General features: G+C 50.0%; 15 protein-coding genes. 3 read left to right on the forward strand and 12 right to left on the reverse strand.

The window, feature by feature from the left end; translation table 11 throughout:
* From G465_RS15535 to G465_RS0109890, 3 genes are all read left to right on the forward strand, one after another.
* On the forward strand, positions 1–284 hold a 284-nt coding region (locus G465_RS15535; RefSeq protein ID WP_155846533.1), incomplete at its 5' end, for a zinc ribbon domain-containing protein.
* Between the two features lie 213 nt (positions 285–497).
* Entirely contained in the window at positions 498–1,712 is a 1,215-nt protein-coding gene (locus G465_RS14355; protein ID WP_022654305.1) for an exonuclease SbcCD subunit D C-terminal domain-containing protein, read from the forward strand.
* Complete coding sequence (locus G465_RS0109890) at positions 1,709–5,125, forward strand: AAA family ATPase (RefSeq protein ID WP_022654306.1); 3,417 nt, start codon at positions 1,709–1,711, stop codon at positions 5,123–5,125. The genes G465_RS14355 and G465_RS0109890 overlap by 4 nt, the downstream gene beginning before the upstream one ends.
* Before the next feature lie 39 nt (positions 5,126–5,164).
* On the opposite strand, the gene G465_RS14360 is transcribed toward G465_RS0109890, so the two are convergent.
* The 12 genes from G465_RS14360 to G465_RS0109955 all read right to left on the reverse strand — a co-directional run.
* A complete protein-coding gene (locus tag G465_RS14360) occupies positions 5,165–5,500 on the reverse strand; it encodes a hypothetical protein (RefSeq protein ID WP_022654307.1) in 336 nt (111 codons plus the stop codon).
* Between the two features lie 25 nt (positions 5,501–5,525).
* Positions 5,526–6,242 (reverse strand): 3'-5' exonuclease, encoded by a 717-nt coding sequence (locus G465_RS0109900; RefSeq protein ID WP_022654308.1) that lies wholly within the window; start codon positions 6,240–6,242, stop codon positions 5,526–5,528.
* Positions 6,239–8,128 (reverse strand): DUF294 nucleotidyltransferase-like domain-containing protein, encoded by a 1,890-nt coding sequence (locus G465_RS0109905; RefSeq protein ID WP_022654309.1) that lies wholly within the window; start codon positions 8,126–8,128, stop codon positions 6,239–6,241. The genes G465_RS0109900 and G465_RS0109905 overlap by 4 nt, the downstream gene beginning before the upstream one ends.
* 108 nt (positions 8,129–8,236) lie before the next feature.
* Positions 8,237–10,024, reverse strand: a complete 1,788-nt coding sequence (locus G465_RS0109910) for a sodium:solute symporter family protein (RefSeq protein ID WP_022654310.1) — start codon at positions 10,022–10,024, stop codon at positions 8,237–8,239.
* 15 nt (positions 10,025–10,039) lie between these two features.
* Positions 10,040–10,411 (reverse strand): DUF4212 domain-containing protein, encoded by a 372-nt coding sequence (locus G465_RS0109915; RefSeq protein WP_245556786.1) that lies wholly within the window; start codon positions 10,409–10,411, stop codon positions 10,040–10,042.
* 501 nt (positions 10,412–10,912) lie between these two features.
* Positions 10,913–13,072: a CHASE2 domain-containing protein gene (locus tag G465_RS14365; protein ID WP_022654313.1), complete on the reverse strand. Its 2,160-nt coding sequence runs from the start codon at positions 13,070–13,072 to the stop codon at positions 10,913–10,915.
* Between the two features lie 57 nt (positions 13,073–13,129).
* Positions 13,130–13,720 (reverse strand): OmpA family protein, encoded by a 591-nt coding sequence (locus tag G465_RS0109930; RefSeq protein ID WP_027405373.1) that lies wholly within the window; start codon positions 13,718–13,720, stop codon positions 13,130–13,132.
* A 2-nt stretch (positions 13,721–13,722) separates the two neighbouring features.
* Positions 13,723–14,157, reverse strand: a complete 435-nt coding sequence (locus G465_RS0109935) for a FecR family protein (RefSeq protein WP_022654315.1) — start codon at positions 14,155–14,157, stop codon at positions 13,723–13,725.
* Positions 14,158–14,181: 24 nt separating this feature from the next.
* Positions 14,182–17,181 carry an HD domain-containing phosphohydrolase gene (locus G465_RS14370; RefSeq protein WP_022654316.1) on the reverse strand — a complete coding sequence of 1,000 codons (3,000 nt, stop codon included), beginning with the start codon at positions 17,179–17,181 and terminating at the stop codon, positions 14,182–14,184.
* 169 nt (positions 17,182–17,350) lie between these two features.
* Positions 17,351–19,003: a glycosyltransferase family 4 protein gene (locus tag G465_RS14375; RefSeq protein ID WP_022654317.1), complete on the reverse strand. Its 1,653-nt coding sequence runs from the start codon at positions 19,001–19,003 to the stop codon at positions 17,351–17,353.
* Between the two features lie 55 nt (positions 19,004–19,058).
* A complete protein-coding gene (locus G465_RS0109950) occupies positions 19,059–19,244 on the reverse strand; it encodes a hypothetical protein (protein WP_022654318.1) in 186 nt (61 codons plus the stop codon).
* Positions 19,245–19,388: 144 nt separating this feature from the next.
* On the reverse strand, positions 19,389–19,580 hold a 192-nt coding region (locus G465_RS0109955; protein WP_022654319.1), incomplete at its 5' end, for a zinc ribbon domain-containing protein.

Raw genomic sequence — 19,580 nt, forward strand, 5'->3', positions numbered from 1 at the left:
ACTACAAGCTGGCATGGAACGGCGGCTGGCTGGTCGCCGTGCCACCGGAGAACACCAGCCGCACTTGTCCGTGCTGCGGTCACGTCAGCGCAGACAACCGGCAAACACAAGCCCGCTTTGTCTGTGTCGAGTGTAGTTTCGAGGAAAACGCCGATGTGGTCGGCGCGATCAATGTTCTAAGGGCGGGACACGCCCGGTTCGCCTGTGAAGTGAGCGGTGCAGCAATGCCGCCAGCAGCAGGAACCCACCGAAGCGACTCAGGTGCGGCTCAATGCCGCGCCTGAGCGCCGTAGGAATCTCCGGCCTTCAGGCCGGGGAGGATGTCAACAAATAGTAGTTTTTCAAATACCGTCATTGCTGTCCTCGCTGTGCGGTATTGTTGAAAGATGCTATAGGCTAATATCATAATTATTTCAATATTGGCAAAAAAATTATATTTAATCAGACAATATCCTCACAGCATGTCAGATTGTTTTTGATTGGGATAGGAAATAGCGATGCGCATCTTGCACACGTCTGACTGGCATTTAGGCCATTTACTTTTGGGTCAATCACGCCATGCTGAACATCAACAATTGATTGCATGGTTGGGTGAGCAAATCCGGCAACAGGACATTGATCTGGTGTTGTTGACAGGTGATGTGTTTGATAGTGCAACGCCCACCAGTGCCGCACGTGAGCTGTATTTTGAATTGGCGATGACGGTTGAGGCGGCGGGGGCACAGTTGGTGGTAGTGGCGGGAAACCATGATGCGGCGGCGACTTTGCAAGAAAGCCGTTTATTACTGGAAAAATTACATACATGGGTGGTGCCACACCGCCTGTCAGCAGCAGAGCATGTACGCTTGCTAACAAACCGGCAGGGCGAACCGGCATTGTGGTTGGCAGCTGTGCCGTATCTGCGCCCACATGAATTATTGCTCAGTCGAGCAGGGCAAGATGCAGAAGAAAAAGAATTAGCTTTGCAGCAAGCCATAACCAATTGCTATGCCGAAATTTTTTTCTATATCCAAGCGCAACAAACTACCCTTGCTCGGCCTGTGCCGATCATGATGACCGGCCATCTCACTGTATTAGGTGGCAGCAGCAGTGAGTCGGTGCGTGAGATTTATATTGGTAAATTGCGTGGCTTTCCGGCGACGGCCTTTCCAACGGTGGATTATGTGGCGCTTGGCCATTTACATCAGGCACAGCACATTTCTGCACCATCGCCGATTTATTACAGTGGCTCGCCGTTGGCACTGAGTTTTGATGAAGCAGGCCAACAAAAATCAATGAATCTGATCGACAGCCAACCCGACGGGCTGCAAATTGATACGCTGCCGGTTCCCTGTTGGCAAGCCCTCGCTAGCATTCAAACTTCGCTTGATAGTTTAGTCGCTGATGTCGAAGCACGGTTATCACAATTGGCACTCTCACCAGCGCAGGCCCTATGGCTAGAAATTGTGTTGACCGATCCACAAGCCAGCCGCGATGTGGTGGATCAGGTGCGTGAACAACTGGCATCGTATCCAGTGCAAGTGTTACGGGTAAAACGGGCTTCCCGTCCGGTTAGCGTATTGCAACCAGCCGACACAGTGATGTTGCATGAATTGTCGGTGCAAGACGTGTTTGAACAATGTTTACGCCAGACTGAATTTGATACCGAAACCTGCCAAGCATTGCAACAGCGTTTTGCTTTGGTCTGTCAGCAATTGGAAATCACAGCATGAAAATCCTCAAACTGCGGCTTAAAAACCTGAATTCACTGCGCGGCGAATGGACGATTGATTTTAGCCAAACACCGTTTACACAAAGCGGTTTATTCGCCATCACCGGCCCCACTGGGGCAGGCAAATCGACTTTGTTTGATGCGATTTGTTTGGCTTTGTATCACGAAACGCCACGCTTAAAAGCCATCTCTGCCACACAAAACCAACTGATGACCCGCCATAGCACCGAATGTTTGGCAGAAGTGGAATTTGCCGTACGCGGTGAGGTATACCGCGCTTTTTGGAGTCAACGGCGCGCCCGTGGCAGAGTCAATGGTAGCTTGCAACCACCGAAAGTCGAATTGGCACGCGGTGATGGCACAATTCTTTGTCATCAAATTCAAGATAAACTGAAAACCATTGAGGCTTTAACTGGCCTGAATTTTTCGCGTTTTACCAAATCGGTGCTACTGGCACAGGGTGGTTTTGCTGCCTTTTTACATGCACCGATCAACGAGCGTGCCGAGCTATTAGAACAACTGACCGGAACCGAAGTATATGGTCAGCTGTCGCGGCAGGTGTTTGAACAAACCCGTGAAAAAAAACAGGCGCTGTCGCTATTAAAACAACGGCTCGCTGATACTGCGCTGTGGACGGAAGAAGAACGTCATCGCCACTTACAACAACAACAGCAAGGGCAAAGCGAGCTGCAACGATTGAAGTTAGCCATCACCGAATGTGAACAACAACAGGCACGCTGGAAAACATGGCAACAGGTGTTGGCCGACTATCAACATGCGGAGCAGGCATTAACAAGTATTGAACAGGCGGCGAATGAATATGCGGAACAAGATCGTTGTCTGGAACAAGCCAAACTCGCCCGCGACATCGCCCCAGACCATCAGCGTTGGCAGGAAGCCGAGCGGCGTTATCAGCAACTGACAGCGCAATATCACAGCGAACAACAACGCCAGCAGCAACAACAGCAACAACTCCACCAATTGGCAACGCAGGGCTTTCGTTTACTACAACATGCACAACAACAGTGGGCAGAGGACAATCAAAAAACCTTAGCCAGCTTACAACACTATCAAGAGCAATTAGAGCAGAACCAGCACATTGCCACATGGCAAAATCAATACGCCCTTTGGCAACAGCAGTGGCAGGAACTGCAACAAGAACAAGTAAAAATAAACAATGTCGCCGCACAACTGGCCGCACAACAACGCTTGCTTGCTACCGCGCAAACGGCTTCGCAGCAGCAACAACAGGTGGCAGAGGAAAAAAAACAGCACCTGTCGGAGCAAGAACGACAGCAACAACATTTACAACAACAGCTCACTACACAACTGGGTGATCAGCCCAATCTCGCTGCATTTTATGCGCATTGGCAACAACAGCAACAGCAAGCGCACTGGTGGCAAAATCTGTTGACATCAGTTCAGAACTTGCAACAGTTGAAACAAGACCTCGCCGTTCTCCAGCAGCAACAGCAACTCGCGCAGCAACAATACACCGCCGCGACACAACAACGAGAACAGGAAGCTGATTGCTATCAAAAGCTGAAACAGCAGTTACAAACCCTCCAGCAACAAGCTGAACAAGCCCGTTTTATCGAACAATTCGCCGACCACCGCGCCAAACTGCAAGCAGGTGAACCGTGTCCGCTATGTGGTTCGCGAGAACATCCGCAAGTGGCGACCTATCGCCGTATCGAGAGTGATGCGTTCACGGTCGAGATGAAAGCGTTAGAACAACAACTGGCTGCCTGTGAAGAACGTGGTAAAACACAACGCGATGTGATGACACGGGCTGAGCGTGATGGCCAACATCTCCAACAACGCTGTGAAGATAAGCAAAAACAACAACAAAAACTGGAACAAGAATGCCAAGTATTGCTACAGGACTTGGGGTTGCCGCCATGGGTATGGCAAGACACCATGACGCTGCTGCCACCATATCAGATGAAGTTCCAACAACAATATCAACAATTTAAGCAACGTATTGAGGCAGTGCAGACCTTACATCAGGCACTGCTTGACATTGAAAAAATCATACAGCAGGCGACAGAGCAATACCAAGCAGAGGAAAAAGCATGGCAACGACAGCAAACCTCGATAGAGGACGTATTGGCACAACGCGATCAGCTACAAACCACGTTGCAACTGTTACAACAGCAGCAACAACAACGCGAGCAACACCTTCAATCTACTTTGCCTGGGGATGGCCCAGACCTCGCACAGCGTTTAGCGCAAATTGCCAAGCAGGTGAAACACTGGCAACAGTGGCAAATCGAACAAAAAAAAGCTGAGTCAGAGTTAACGGAACAACAGATTCAACAGCAGCAATTGGCAAAGCAAGCGACTTTATGGCAACAACGACTGGACGAAACAGCAAACATCGTGGGGCAACCAAGCGGAGACGATATTGTTCTCCCGAATGACCAAACTCGCTGTGATGAAATGTGGCAAATCCTGCAACAACAGCGCTCTCATACCGCCGGTGTATTAAGCCAATTACAACAACAGTTGGCAGCGCAAGAATTGGAGCAACAACAGCAACACCAGCGCTGGCAACAGGCCTTGCAACGGGTTGGTTTAGCTGATGAGGCAGCGTTTTTACATGCTTGGCTCGATGACACAGTTTATCAGACGCTATCCACACAACAGCAGCAACGACAGGAACAATGGCAACAGGCGCAGCATGAATTGCAGATGCGAGAAAATCTGTGGCAACAACAGCAAGCGTTTGGCTGCCCCACCTTATCAGAGACCGATCTCGTAACACAGTTAGCACAACTGCAAACAGAACAACACCATGTGCAAACACAGTTGGCACAGTTAGCCCTGTTGTTACAACAGGATGAGGAAAAACGACAACAACAGCAGTCGCTGTTGCAACAATGTGCGCAGCAACAACAAGACTATGATTATTGGGAAAAACTCGACCAACTGATTGGTTCGGCCCAAGGTGATAAATTCCGCCGCTTTGCGCAAGGGCTGACGCTGGCGCATTTAATCGCGTTGGCGAATCAACATTTGGCAATGTTGGATGGACGCTATCGCTTACAACGCAAACTAGATGCGGAATTGGAAATGGAAATTATCGACCTGTGGCAGGGGGATGTGGAACGCGATACCCGTACTTTGTCAGGGGGAGAAAGTTTCTTGGTCAGTTTGGCCTTGGCTTTAGCACTGTCGGATTTAGTCAGTCACCAACTGCGATTAGATTCGCTGTTTTTAGATGAAGGGTTTGGCACCCTCGATCCTGATACGCTTGAGACTGCACTGGCGGCCTTAGACCGCTTACACGCACGCGGCAAAATGATTGGCATCATCAGCCATGTGGAAGCCCTGAAACAGCGCATTCCGGTACAAATTAAAGTTAACAAACAACATGGTTTGGGGGTGGCGGCGTTGGAGATTGTCGGCTAACGCCATGGCCAGCAGGGGAATACCTGCTGGCGCATTAGATTAGCCCCGTTGCAATTGACGCAAACGCCAAATCATCAGTTGCAACGCGGTGAAATACATCCACAGCACCAAAGCACAAATACTGGTCCATGCTTCTAATTGCAACGCGAATAACAACACAGCAAAACCATTGAGCAACAGCAAGATGGCACAGATGATATTGAGCGCGACAAAGCGCGTTTTTAAGAAAGCCGCATGATCGATGGCTCGCCCGCGCCAATCGCGTATTTTGTCCACCTGACCGCGCTTACCGACTAGAAACGCTAAACGGATAAAATGTCCGGCCATAAAAAACATAAATAAAAACAAAGCCCAATAGAAAATCAGCGATAGCATAATGTCCGGTCCTTAGATGAGTGATTTATAAGCGGCTGGCACGCCGTTTGGCGTTTTCTAATGCGGCTAACCCTTGTGCATGATAAATCCCTTTTTTGCGCGCCCGTTCAATCGCGATTCTGGTCAGTTGGGCGGTAGCAAGACAATCACTGATGGCATTGTGACGGGCAAAGACGGTGATGCCAAACCGCTTGAGCCAAGTATCCAATCCCACCGGCCCACCGTAATGTTCAGGAAATAACGCTGGCAACAACCACGCCAAATCTAACCACGGTGCTTGGTATTGAAAACCAAGATATTGCCGCATGGCGCGTGCCAACATCGCCTCGTCAAAAAACGCATGGTAAGCAACCAACGGGCGTTTGCCATTAAATTCTAAAAAATCCAGCAAAGCTTCAACAGGTTCATGCCCATTGCGTTGGATATTGCCGCTGATGCCATGAATTAAAATATTTTCGTGGCTAGACACCGTTTCTTGCCGCAACACCACTTCAAATGCCGCTGTTGGCTGTAACAGCAATCGATCTAACGACACTGCCCCAATCGCAATCAAACTGTCTTTACGCAAATTGAGGCCGCTGGATTCAACGTCAACAATATCCAACCGCGCACTGCCAAACGGCTGTTCCCAATCTGCAGCACGCGGCAAAGCCTGCCAACGGGCTAGACGGTCTTGTTGTATCGCTGTTAGTTGCACGCTTGGCGTACGCCAAAAAGCCAATTTTTTCAGCCAAGTGCTCATAGGCTATAGCGGGTTTTTAGGTGAGATTGCAGACGCCGTGCCTGTTGTAACGACTCTTTTAACATCCGCCGTTCTAGTGGATTTAACTCATCCACCCGCAATAAATTGGCTCGTGATTTTTCGGTGTGTGGTTCTTGTTGCAACCGCAGGCGCAGCAATTGAATAAAACGGAAGGCATCTAACATGGCGTGTAATACATCAGGATGAATGCCGCTTTTTGGCGCGGCTTGTTCTAGGCGCGATAAGGTATTGGTTGCCGCCACGCCATGCGCCAAAGCCAACACCCGCGCCGGATCAACAAACAAACGTGCCCCAGATTTTTTCAGATCTAACCAACCGCTTTGGCCCTGATGGGTTTCGGTGACAAAGTCGCGTACCAAACCCAAGGGGACATGAGAGCTCAGAGCATTACCTGCCAACATATGTTGGAACATGGTATTGCTGCTGACGTGTTGTAACAGGTGTTTTGTTAAACGCTGGGCGAGGGATTCATCACCTGCCAAGGGCCGCAGGTCAAAGAAAATGGTGGCAGCTAATAAAGCTTTTGGATCGGGCGAACTGATCCAATGGCTGAATTTACGTTGCCATGCTTCCAATGACAGGGTGAGATCGGGATTGCTCGCCATAATATGGCCCTGACACAGCGGAAAACCGCACTGATCGAGGCCAGCCACGACTTCAGCAGCAAAAGCAAGCAAAGTGGGTTTGATTTCGTCGTCTGGCCGTTCGCTCAGATACACTAAGCCGTTATCTTGGTCGGTGCTGAAGGTTTGCTCCTCGCGGCCTTCCGAGCCAAAGGCCAACCAACACCATTGGATGTCGTGTAAATCATGTTTAGGCAAGGTTAGGGCAATCACTTGCCGCACGATGCAATCGTTCATTGCCGATACGAACTGGGTCAGCTGTTCCGGCCCAAGCCCCTGCGCCAGCAAATTATAAGAAAGCTGTCGTAAATCTTGCCCAGCCTGTACCAAATTTGCCAAATCAGTGGCGTGTTCGATGCGTTGGCGCAATTCGCGTAGCCCCACGCGCTGCATAGCGAATAAATCACGCTCAGAAATCACACCGCGCAAACGCCCTGCACCATCGACTGCCAGTACATGGCGAATACCGCGAGTCGCCATCGCCAAGGTGGCATCATAAGCGGTTGCATGTTCGGAAAGCGTAAAGGGGGATGGGGTCATCACTTGGCTAATTGGGGTGTCCAGCGGTGTGTTTGGCAATAACACCCGTGGCAATAAATCCGATTGCGTCAAAATCCCGATTGGGACACCCGCTTCGGTAATCACCATCGAACCAGCGCGTGCCGCGTGCATGGCAGTAAACGCCTCGGCCAATGAAGTATCGGGGGGACAGGTAATCGGTTCACGCCGGATTAACCGCGATAGCGAAGCTGCCATCCCTTGTTGTTCAAGGGCTTTTTGTTGAAACGACTGCTGCATATTGAGATGAGTTTGTCCCAACAAAGTGGCAAGGTAGGCGGTACAAAAGCGATTAAACTCGCTGCTTTGTTGCAAGAGCCGATGAAAATCAGCACTGGCTAATTGATAGCAAAAGGTATCTTCTGCTGCCGTATAGCGGTTTACGGTTGGTCGATCACCGCTAGCGGCGCCAATCGGGAAACATTCCCCTTCTTCTAATAGCGCATGGGTATCTTGCGAGGGGCCGCTGGTCGCACCATCCACACGAATGGCACCACGTTGCACAATATAGAAGTAGGCAGGAGCGCCCATTTCTGGCTCCAACACAATATGGCCTTCGGGGTAATAGGCGAGGGCTAAACGTTTGGCAATAAACGTCAAATCCTCTGCCCGCATCGTGTCAAAGGGCGCATGTTTCGACAGAAATTCGACCGTGGCAAGACACAAAGTAGCGTTAGCAGTCATAGCGTGTTTTCTATCTGTGGGCAGGGTTTTTCTCAAACAGACCCAATAATTGGCTTTCTTGAGAAAAACCCCGACCGCAAGGTCGGGGTAATCTGCAGCAACTCAGGATTAGTGAGCGTGGGCAGTACCTGCACCGCGTGGTGTACGGATATCTTCCACCAAGTGTTGGATGTGGTCAGGGCAAGCTGGTGTGACACGAGACACAATCAGCGCAACGACCACGTTCAAGATCGCACCCACACTACCAATACCCTCTGGCGAGATACCAAACAACCAGTTAGCAGGGATGTTCTCTGCCATTGGTGTGATAAAGATGCCTTTGAAGTAGAGGATGTAGCAGAAGGTGAAGATCAAACCGGTCAACATCCCCGCAATCGCACCTTGGGTATTCATCTTCTTCGAGAAGATACCTAACAAGATGGTTGGGAACAGCGAAGCGCAAGCCAGACCGAAGGCAAATGCCACCACTTCAGCCACAAAGCCGGGTGGGTTGTAGCCTAAGTAACCGGCAACCAACACCGCCACCGCCGACGCTGCACGACCAGCCATCAACTCGCTCTTCTCGGAGATATTCGGTGCAATCACCCCTTTCAACAAATCATGCGAGATAGCGGCCGAGATCACCAACAACAGACCAGCAGCAGTGGACAAGGCAGCAGCAATACCACCGGCAGCCACCAAGGCAATCACCCAGTTAGGCAACTGCGCCACTTCAGGGTTAGCCAACACCATGATGTCACGGTCAACAGTCAACTCATTGCCTTTGTAACCCAGTGCTTCAGCCTTCGCTAACACCTCTGGGTTCTTCGACTTGTCGTTGTAGTGTTGAATCAGGCCATCACCGTTTTTGTCATCCCATTTCAGCAGGCCGGTTTTTTCCCAGCGCTTCATCCACTCTGGGCGATCTTCTGCTTTCAGGTTGGCTTCTTGTGCCAGCAACGGCTTATCTTGAGCAACGTGGGTGTTCACGGTGGCGATCACGTTGTAGCGAGCCATTGCACCCACTGCTGGCGCAGTGGTGTAGAGAATGGCGATAAACACCAAGGCCCAACCAGCAGAAGAACGGGCATCACGCACTTTTGGTACGGTGAAGAAACGCACGATCACGTGAGGCAAACCTGCTGTACCTGCCATCAAAGCAAAAGTGATGGCGACAATGTCGATCATCGATTTGCTAGAGGTGGTGTAGTTGGCAAAGCCAAGATCGGTAACCACGGTGTTCAGGCGTGCCAAGAAGGGTTGACCGTTGGCCAAATCAGCGCCCAAACCGGTTTGTGGCAACAAGTGGCCGGTGAGTTGCAGCGAGATAAAGATGGCTGGAATGGTGTAAGCGAAAATCAGCACCACATACTGCGCCACTTGGGTGTAGGTAATGCCCTTCATGCCACCTAACACTGCATAGAAGAACACCAAGCCCATCCCGATAATCAAACCGGTGGTGATTTCCACTTCAAGGAAGCGTGAGAACACAATCCCGACACCGCGCATTTGACCCGCAACATAGGTGAACGAGATAAAGATCAAGCACACCACTGCCACAATCCGCGCCGTCTGCGAGTAGTAACGGTCACCGATAAATTCTGGCACCGTAAACTTACCGAATTTCCGCAGGTAGGGGGCGAGCAACACTGCCAGCAATACATAACCGCCGGTCCAACCCATCAGATAGACCGAACCATCGTAGCCCATCGCAGAAATCAAACCGGCCATCGAAATAAACGACGCCGCCGACATCCAGTCCGCTGCCGTTGCCATCCCGTTTACCACCGGATGTACCCCACCACCAGCGACGTAGTAGTCTTTGGTGCTGCCTGCTCGTGCCCAAATGGCTACACCGATGTAGAGCGCAAACGACAGCCCTACGGCGATGTATGTCATGAGTTTCAGATCATCCATGATCTACGCTCCAAGTTAGTCTTCGTGCACATCGTGCTTTTCGTCGATCTTGCCCATTTGTTTGGCGTACCAGAAAATCAGCACCACAAACGCATAAATGGAACCTTGTTGCGCAAACCAGAACCCAAGGGGATAGCCTGCTAAGTAGATGTTATTTAATGCAGATGCGAAAAAAATCCCAGCAAAGTAGGAAACAACAGCCCACAAAGCAAGCACGATCCACAACAGCTTGAGCGTGTCTTTCCAGTAGGCATCGGCATTTTGTTGTGCCGTTGCGTCTTTTTTGATCGATGACATCGTTTCGATCTCCTCATGAAATTGTTTTTGTTGACCAGTTCTAACCAGAACGTCGCGGGAATGTGTCTCCCTGTCTTCATCAAAAAACAATCCATTCCGTTTTGGCATCAATTTTTGTGATGTAAGCCATCACCGATGTCGATATTGCACAGCAAAAACTGTTATTTGGTAAGGCTTGGCATGTGGCGAAAAAGGGTAGGTCTGATTTTTTTACGCGCCATAAAAAAGTGTTTCTTTTTTGCAACAAGATGCGATTTGTCACAAAAATGCATTTTCTTGACGTAAAAACAACATAGCTTAAATTTAGCTTAATGCGCTAAAATAAGACCTAGGCATGGTGAATTTGATTTTGTCATTGCGAAAAAATAGGCGCAAAAAAGTAGAATTTCGGCTTGAAAAAATTATAGTTAAAAATTTTTTATATTATTTTCAGTGCCTTAATTTTGGATTAAGCACCATCACTGGTGACCATCAAGCAAAAATCTTTGCTGCGCAAGAATGCGAGCTATATCATTTTTTTCAAATAAAAAATGTCAAGCAAAAAGTTTTGGCTTGACATTGGTTTTCTACTTTTCAATCGTTAAATTTTTGCTATTTGCTTTGCATCACCAGCATATCGCCCCGTTCACCCTGCGCCAGCCGTTGATGATGCAGTTGGATTAAAGGGTCTGTCGGATAGCGCGTGGCAAGCGAGGCAATCTGTGCTCGCAAGGCCGGTAAACAATCGTCATTGTCGGTGCTGGCTTGCAGTTGTTGATAAAACGCTTGGTACTCTGCTAGTGGCGCATCTTGCTCTGGTCGGGCAGCGGCGACAGGTTCAAAAACCTGCAATGCCTGTTGCTTGCCTTTTAACACCAATTTACCGACTGGTCTGGCCGGCACTGGCTCAATGCAGGCGCTTAGAATCGCTTCTGAGACACAAACTGTCGTGCCGAGGTGTTTATTCACACTTTCTAAACGAGCGGCAGTGTTCACCGCATCGCCCAAGGCGCGATAATCGAAGATGGTTGACCCACCGAAGTTGCCAACAATCACTTCACCACAGTGCACCCCAATTCGTGTTTTGCCAAACTGAATCCCTTTTGCTTGTAGCGTGGCGGCATAGCGGCTGGCAAAAGTGTGCATTTCTAAGGCACAAGCAAGGGCGCGGGCCGGGTGATCGGCTTGCGGAACGGGGGCAGAGAACATAATCGCCACGGCGTCGCCGACAATCCGATCTAGCGTACCTTCATAGCGAAAAGCAATCCCAATCATTTCGTCCAGATAGGCGTTCAATAACGCTACGGCTTCGCTTGGGTCGATGCTTTCCATCAGCGAAGTAAAACCTGCCAAATCGGTGAAGATAAAACTGCATTGCTGCCGCCGGCCTCCCAACGCCATTGCATCAGGGTGATCGACAAGATAAGCAACCCGATTAGGTGAAACATAGCGTGAGAAAGCGTCTTTAATCCAACGCTGTTCGCGTTCGCTTAGCCAATGATGAATTAAGCTGCCCAAGATAAAAGTCGAGAGGCCAACGATGGCAGGGGTGAGGCTGTTGAGTAATAGCTGCTGGTCACGGAAGGCGAACCAACCGCCACCTAACACGAGGGCCAATAACACGCTAGTCACCAAGGCGGCAATCATTGCCCCTAGCCGCAACGAGACAAAGCCAATCGACAAAGTGACCAGCAGCAGTGTCACCACTTCAGCCGCCTTTGCCCAGCTAGGCCGTTGTAAGTAATGTTCGGTCAAAATTTGTTCTAAGGCTTGGGCATGGGCTTCCACCCCCGGCATGATGCGGCCCAAAGGGCTAAAACGTAAGTCCATTAACCCTTGGGCAGAAGCCCCAATCAGCACCAGATGTCCCTGCAATAGCTCTGCCGGCACCTGACCGGCCAATACTTGCCAAGCCGGTAGATAACGCCCAGCAACTGGCTCGGAATAGTGCACCCACATCTCACCGTGGGCGGTGGTGGGCACAGTGAAATCGCCGATACGTATCTCGGCAAGGCCGGTGTCTGCCTCATCTGCGGCTTTGAGAATCAGATTTTTTGCCCCTTGTCCCACGCGCAAAGTTTCGGTCACCAAGGTAGAAACCGGCTGTCCTCCGGCACTTAATACCAATGGTACCCGCCGTACCACACCATCATTATCAGGGACAAAAGATAAGGCACCGTTACCTTGTGCCACTTGTTCAAACTGCGGTAGCGAGGTCACAGCGGCAGCAAAGGGATGAAACCAACGGTCGGGAGATTCACCTGCATAGATATACCGAAATGGTCGTGCCGGTTGTTTGGCTGTTGCTGTTGCTGTTCGCTCAAGGGCAAAACCCAAGACCACCGGCGCTTTTGCCATGCTGGCGGCAAATTGTTGGTCGTGATCGGGTAGTTGTTGCAGTTTATGTTGCCAATCATCAGGCAATGACCATAGCTGTGACACTGTTTGCGGTGAGGTGCGATCCGGTTCAGCAAATACCACGTCAAAACCAATTGCAGCAACGTCGGCTTGTCGTAGCTTATCTACCAATTCGGCCATCCGTGTCCGAGGCCACGGCCATTGCCCTAGGCGCGTCAAACTTGCTTCATCAATATCAATAATCCGCACGGGTACGGCTTGATAGGGGCGAGGGTGCCAACGTTGATATTGGTCAAAAACTGCATTGCGTAGGGTTTGCAATGGTAGGGGATCGGCCAGTAACAACCCGATTCCCAACAGTGCAGCGACAATAGGCCATAACCAAGACAGGCGTTTTAACAAAGAGGAAGACATCGGATATCACCGATCAGCAGGCGGGAGGAGACAAGACGGGGATACCGTCTTGTCAGATTAACGAATGGAAATTTCGACGCGGCGGTTGCGCGGTTCGGCAGTGTTGTCAGGTGTTTTTACGAGGGGGTTACGTTCACCGTGTGATTCCACTGTCAGGGCGTGGACTTTTAACCCTTGTTTTCGCAATAAATTAGCAACAAATTGTGCGCGTTCTAACGATAAACCACGGTTGTATTCTTTATCGCCGACGGTATCGGTGTGACCAATCACTGAAACATCCACTGCTGGCCGTAAGCTCACCGCTTTTAATACTTTAGGCAGTAAAGCGGCAGATTCGGCAGTGAGGTCGGCCCCACCTGATTTGAAATACAGCAAAAAGCGTTCTGGGATCAGCGGACGAGCTGCAATCGCGGCCCCAAAATCACGTTGAATTTTGTCACCTGAAATTGCTTCTGGCGCTTTAGAACCATCTAAAGGTACGGCAGCACTGACTTGGTCGATGACCTGTTGCCCTTTTTTACCAGTCACAATCACTTTGCCGGTAGTGCCATCGGGATTCGGCAGCAACACCACATAAGAATTGGCACAGCCTACCAAGCTCGCCACCAAAGCCAAGGCGCTTAACCGTTTAATGCCTGTTTTCATCATGGTTACTCCTCCACTCTAACCGCAAATTGTGTGCCTCGGACGCCAATGGTGCCGGTGGGGGTCGTCACCGTGACTGCCGAAGGCTGCAATTTGGCAATCACACCAGAGACATAATTCAAACTGCCCTTGGTTAGCTTACTGCCCAATTTCAGTTTATTTTGGCTGGGGTTGTAGAGGTATTCATCAACGGTTAATTCGGTGTCGGGGCCAAATGACATCACCGTTTCATCCTTAAAGGTAATGCCCATGCTGCTTTTGGCAGCGGTTTTTAATTGGCTACCTTGAAAAATCGCAGTGCCCACTTCGGCCTTCACTTTTTTGCCGGCGGTGGTGATGCTGGCTTCTCCGTTGAGGGTTTTGACATAGCCGATGGCATTGGCGTCTGCCAACACCGTGCTACTCAATAACATCCCTGCAAGCAAGATGGCGGTACGCATGTGTTTTCCTCCCCTAGTCAACGCTTATTCGCGAGGCGTGAGATAAGGCGTGATATCCACCTCATCAATTTGCTCTGGTTTTAAGAAACGCTCGGCATAACGCCGGTACACCCCTGAAGTCAAAAAGAGATCGAACAATTCGCCATCGATATGCTGATCTTTCTTAAAGAAAGACAGAATTTTGATCGATTCTGACAGCGTTTTCGCCTTTTTATAGGGGCGATCCGAGGCGGTGAGGGCCTCAAAAATATCGGCAATAGCCATAATCCGCGCCGGCACTGATAACTGCTCTGCTTTTAATTTACGCGGATAGCCGGTGCCAATCAGGGTTTCGTGATGCGTGCCAGCGTATTCAGGCACCCGCTTGAGATGTTTCGGGAATGGCATATTTTCTAGCATCACAATCGTTTGAATAATATGCTCATTAATTTTGAAGCGTTCTTCCTCGGTCAGGGTGCCTCGGGCAATCGATAGGTTATACACCTCGCCAAAATGATAGAGATGCTGCGGCACTTTAATTTCAAAGCCATATTTTTCATCAAAAGCGCGCCAATCGACGCGCGGCAGAATATGCCAAGGCTTATCGTCCAATAGTTTTTCGATGGCAGGTAAGTTAGCCGGTGGATGGGCTTCATAACGGCGCAATTCTTCATGCGATAGACCTAACCGATCATCAAAATGTCGCCACCACGTCTGTTGCGCAATGGCTTTGACACGGTCGATTTTTTCCGCCGCCATAAACTCGCCGCCGATATTGCATTCTGCGATAAAGGCAAAGTCTTCCTGTAGTTGTTGCTGGCGCACCGCCAAGGTTGCATCGGCATCTGCCACCGGTTGCCCTGCCAAGATGGCCTGCAAACGGGCAATTTCTGCATCACGCCACAACACTTCAAACCGCGTGCGGATTTCGTGAATACGGTTATAAATGGTCTCTAGTTTCGTGGCCTTATCCACGACATATTCCGGCGTGGTGACTTTGCCACAATCGTGTAGCCATGCACCAATTCTGAATTCACGCCACTCATCTTCATTGCGGAAAGCAAATTCGGCCAATGCGCCTTGTTGTACTTGGCAGGCTTCCTCTGCCAACATCACCGCCAATTCAGGTACACGAGCACAATGACCGCCGGTATAAGCACTTTTCGCATCAATCGCGCCGGCAATGATTTTGATCATTGAGTCCATCAGCACTTTTTGCGCTTCTACCAACTGGTGATTTTCCAGCGCCACTGCTGATTGTGCTGCCAATGCTTCAACAAAAGTGACCATTTCCGGTGGAAATGCCACGATCTCACCCGTGACAGGATCAACCGCATTCATCAGTTGAATCACCCCAATTACTTCGCCATCACGCGGTGATAAGGGCACAGTCAGCATCGAAATGGTGCGGAAACCAGATTCTTCGCTAAAGCGTTTGGTGCCACTTAAGTCAAAGCGAGTTTCGCTATACACATCATCAATCACTACTGTTTCGTTATGCAGTGCAACATAACTCGACACATAGCCGGTCATCGGCGCGCCGGTGTCGGGGTGATACAGCGGTACTTCAAAATCGGGCAATTTGTCGGCGTTGGTCCGCATGGCAAAGCGCAGCGTATTGCGCTCGGTTTTGAGATACAGGGTGGCCGCAGCACAGTTCGCCAATTCACGCCCACCATGCAGGATATGGCTAAGCAGTTTTTCGCGGTCGTGTTCTTTCGCTAACAACAGACCGTTGCGCACCAGTTGAGCCAGTTTTTCTTGTGCTTGGTTGAGTTCTTTGGTTTTTTGCTTAATCGAGTGATGCATTACTTTCTGTGCATCGTTGAGAGCATTGATTTCGTAGAGAAAGGAATCTGAGGTTTTAGGATCTTCTGAAAAATCGAGGGATTTAATCCGTTTTGAATTACTGGCTAACAACACCAAAGCTTTCACCACCCGCCGCGAACCTAACACGGCCAATGGCACTAAAACCAATAAAATCAAAATCGAAATTAGCAAGATATCACTGCGCGCTTTTTCAATTGGACCAATAAAATCACTGACGGGTGCCAACATCAACACCTGAAACTGTGTCCCAGAAAAGGCTTGTACGGGTTGGCGAATCACCACAAAGTTTTGTTGGTTTTGTCCATCGAGGGGAAGCTGAAGTAGCTTAGCTTGCGGCTGTAGTGGCACTTGGCTTAGGTGGGAGAAGGCCGGATGGGTCAGTTGTTGTAGTTTTGCTAACGGAGGCACGCTGAGATTTTGTAATAACTGGCCGCGCACGCTGTGGGCAATCACCCGATTTTGTGAGTCCAACATCAAAATAGCGGCATTGTTTGACAACGGTAGTTCAGCAATGAATTTTTGTAGTGTGGCTAAGTTGATATCCGAGCCCAATACACCGTTTTTATGCAGCAATGGCTGGGAAATGGTAATCCCTAAATCGCCAGTCGAGGCAAACACATAGGGGTCGGTGATAATCAACTTTTGCTGTTGCATAGCGGCGATAAACCATGGCCGCTGGGTGGGGGAATAGGTTGCCATCGCTTCACTGCGGCCCAATAGCTGGCGCTCGCTGCCTAAAAACTCCCATCGTTCAAGACGACGGTTGTCCTCTTGGATGATGCGGCGAATGCCAAACCACGTTCCTGTCGGTGCTTTGAGCTCAGCCAGCACTTGTGGGTGATTGCGGATGGCAACCGCTTGCACAAGTTCATTATTTTTTAGGGCGAAAAAATGGCCATAGAGGTTGTCGTCTACGGCCAGAGAACTGACAAAAGCAGAGATCACCCCATCGGGGTTAATGTGTTGTTGCGTATTACTAAACAGGGTTGGATCGGCATGGCTTTGTGTTGTCACAAACTTACCCACGCCACTGATTAAATGTAGCAGTTGAGCCGAGGCCTGTTGTGATACCAATTCAAAACGCTGTTTGGCACTTTCCTCGGTAAGATGACGAAACTTCCCCAGCACTGTTAGCAAAAAAACAAGGGTTAGACTCAGCACAATCGCGATGGTCGTTCCCAGTACCCAATGTTGAAAACGGATATTTAATTTCACAGTTGTCTCACAGGCGAAAAATTACACACGGCACAGCAAACACAGAATTTTTAGCGAAAAAATAATAAATAAGCTTTTTTTATAAGAAAGCAGCAAATAAAGACTTAAAAATACTAAACAAACGGTAAATTATGCCATAGGTAAGACTGTTTTTTTAATTTGCACAAGATTAAATCTTATGGCGGCACACCAGATTGAGTTTGTATAACCAAACAATGCTACGAAACAATAGTTTTTGTCGTGTTGCAGGAAAACGACTGATCCATTGCCGTGCGGTGAGTGGTGCGGCTGCTAATGAGGTCAATAAATCTTCTAGTTCGGCTTCGGTCGGTAAAATTGGGATGGCAACTTCTACCATTGCCAGTTGGCGATAATGTTGCAACCGCTGCTTGCTTTGTTCGACATCACGATCGACTAAGCGCAACACATGGTCAGGGTGGAGGATGGTTGATGGGTAAGCGCGAAAAGCCTGAAAGGGATCAAGGCGAGCCGGCCAAGTGGCAGGTTTTGCTTCACCGGCGGCATGACGTCGTTCCGCTTGTGTTGCCCACAGTTGTTGATAGCGCGGAATAATCTGTTGCCAATCATACTGTTGTTGTGCCCGTTGTTGACCTGCGGCGCCCATCATCTGCCGCAATTCCGGTTGCGTTGCCAGCAATAACAAAGCCTCACTCGCCGCCGCGACATCCACCGCCACTAAGCTCGATACTAAACCACAATAACGATCATAACTGTCGAGCGACAGCGCATGGCGCAGAGCGATATTGCGTCCCAAGCCAGCAGGGGGGAGGGTGGTGCTGATCAAAAAACCATCCACGCCATCACGTACCGTATCACGATAGCCATCCCAATCTGATACCACCACCGGTAAGCCCGCCGCCATGGCTTCTAATGGTGTGATGCCGAATGTCTCTTGGATATTGTCGGACAGTGAACAAAAAATATCTGCCGCCGCCCACGCTAAGTTCCGTTGTTCTGGTTGCCGCCCGTCAAGTTGTTCGATGCGTACCGCAGGGCAAGCCAGTTGTGCTGCTTGTCGAAAAGCATCGGCAATCGCTTGATTCGCGTGCCAACCACATTCAATTAACACCAGTGGGACGTTGATTTGCTCGGCGACGCGTTGCAAGGCTTGATACATCGCTAACGGATGCGCTTTAGCATGAAATGACAACCGACCCATATACAACACCACGATGCTATCCGGTGCCAGTTGTAATTGCTGTCGGGCCTGTTGTTTTTGCTCGGAGGTAAAGACGAAATCTTGGCTGTGGATACCCAGTGGAATCACTGGTAGCTGTGGCCAAATAAAATCCTGACACCGCAGCCGCTGCCGCAGGTAGTCTTGTTGGGCATAGAGCATCTGTTCAACATGGCTTTTCACTGCCTGAGAGGTACAGATTAGCGCATCCCACGGTTGTAACGGCGCGGTGAGATAGTCGGTGATATCGTCCATTGCGCCAGCACTGGCGGTGGTATGGGTAATACCACACAAGCTCCATGCGTTATGTCCATAGGCCGTACGTTGCCACGCTAAATGGCCGAGGCTAGGGCTGGGATAAAACAGACAACCTGGTTGTTTCAGTTGGCCGAGGCTACCCTGATGCAGATGATGCACCGGCAGCTGTGGCCGCCATTGTTGGGCATGACGCAGAAAAGCCGGCATATCAACTGCTTTTTCGGTCAACACCCAAAAGACATCGCTGCTGCTATAACGCAAAAAACCGCGTAAAAATGAGGCCCCTGCCGCATGGCGCCCCATGATATTTTTTTGGGGTGTGACTTCAAACGCATCGGGTTGGTAATACAGTGCAGCAACAGACATGATGCAATTCCTGAGCAAACGAAACAGAATTGCATCATGCTAATGGTAAAGTCGATTAACCTAAAGTGGTATCCAACACCATCATCAGTGCAAAGCCCACCATCAAGCCCAAGGTTGCCGAGGTTTGATGGCCGTGGCGGTGAGTTTCCGGAATCACTTCATGCGACACCACAAACAACATTGCCCCCGCCGCCAACCCTAAACCAATCGGGTAAGAGATAGCCAAACCACTCGTTGACATCCTCCCCGCCCTAAAGAGCGGGGATTCCTACGGCGCTTTGGTCTAGACACAGGCCAAAGTCGCTTCGGTGGGTTCCTGCTGCTGGCGGCATGACGGCACCGCTCACTTCACAGGCGAACTGGGCAAGTCCTGCCCTTTTGTTGTTTATGCGGCCGCTAAGATAGCTTGGCCGCGTTTTAGAACATTAATCGCACCGACGACATCGGCGTGGTTTTCATAGCCGCATTGCACACAAGCAAATTTAGCCTGAGTTTGGCGGTTTTCAGCCGAGACATGACCGCAGCTTGGACACGTCCGGCTGGTATTTTGTGCTGGAACAGCAATGAGATGACCACC

It is taken from the genome of Aquaspirillum serpens DSM 68, assembly GCF_000420525.1.
GTDB lineage: Bacteria > Pseudomonadota > Gammaproteobacteria > Burkholderiales > Aquaspirillaceae > Aquaspirillum > Aquaspirillum serpens.

Excerpts from the sequence above, each read along its gene's own strand:
- G465_RS14355 (WP_022654305.1), top strand. The coding sequence starts at position 498 with ATGCGCATCTTGCACACGTCTGACTGGCATTTAGGCCATTTACTTTTG.
- G465_RS0109890 (WP_022654306.1), top strand. The coding sequence starts at position 1,709 with ATGAAAATCCTCAAACTGCGGCTTAAAAACCTGAATTCACTGCGCGGC.
- G465_RS14360 (WP_022654307.1), bottom strand. The coding sequence starts at position 5,500 with ATGCTATCGCTGATTTTCTATTGGGCTTTGTTTTTATTTATGTTTTTT.
- G465_RS0109900 (WP_022654308.1), bottom strand. The coding sequence starts at position 6,242 with ATGAGCACTTGGCTGAAAAAATTGGCTTTTTGGCGTACGCCAAGCGTG.
- G465_RS0109905 (WP_022654309.1), bottom strand. The coding sequence starts at position 8,128 with ATGACTGCTAACGCTACTTTGTGTCTTGCCACGGTCGAATTTCTGTCG.
- G465_RS0109910 (WP_022654310.1), bottom strand. The coding sequence starts at position 10,024 with ATGGATGATCTGAAACTCATGACATACATCGCCGTAGGGCTGTCGTTT.
- G465_RS14365 (WP_022654313.1), bottom strand. The coding sequence starts at position 13,072 with ATGTCTTCCTCTTTGTTAAAACGCCTGTCTTGGTTATGGCCTATTGTC.
- G465_RS0109930 (WP_027405373.1), bottom strand. The coding sequence starts at position 13,720 with ATGATGAAAACAGGCATTAAACGGTTAAGCGCCTTGGCTTTGGTGGCG.
- G465_RS0109935 (WP_022654315.1), bottom strand. The coding sequence starts at position 14,157 with ATGCGTACCGCCATCTTGCTTGCAGGGATGTTATTGAGTAGCACGGTG.
- G465_RS14375 (WP_022654317.1), bottom strand. The coding sequence starts at position 19,003 with ATGTCTGTTGCTGCACTGTATTACCAACCCGATGCGTTTGAAGTCACA.
- G465_RS0109950 (WP_022654318.1), bottom strand. The coding sequence starts at position 19,244 with ATGTCAACGAGTGGTTTGGCTATCTCTTACCCGATTGGTTTAGGGTTG.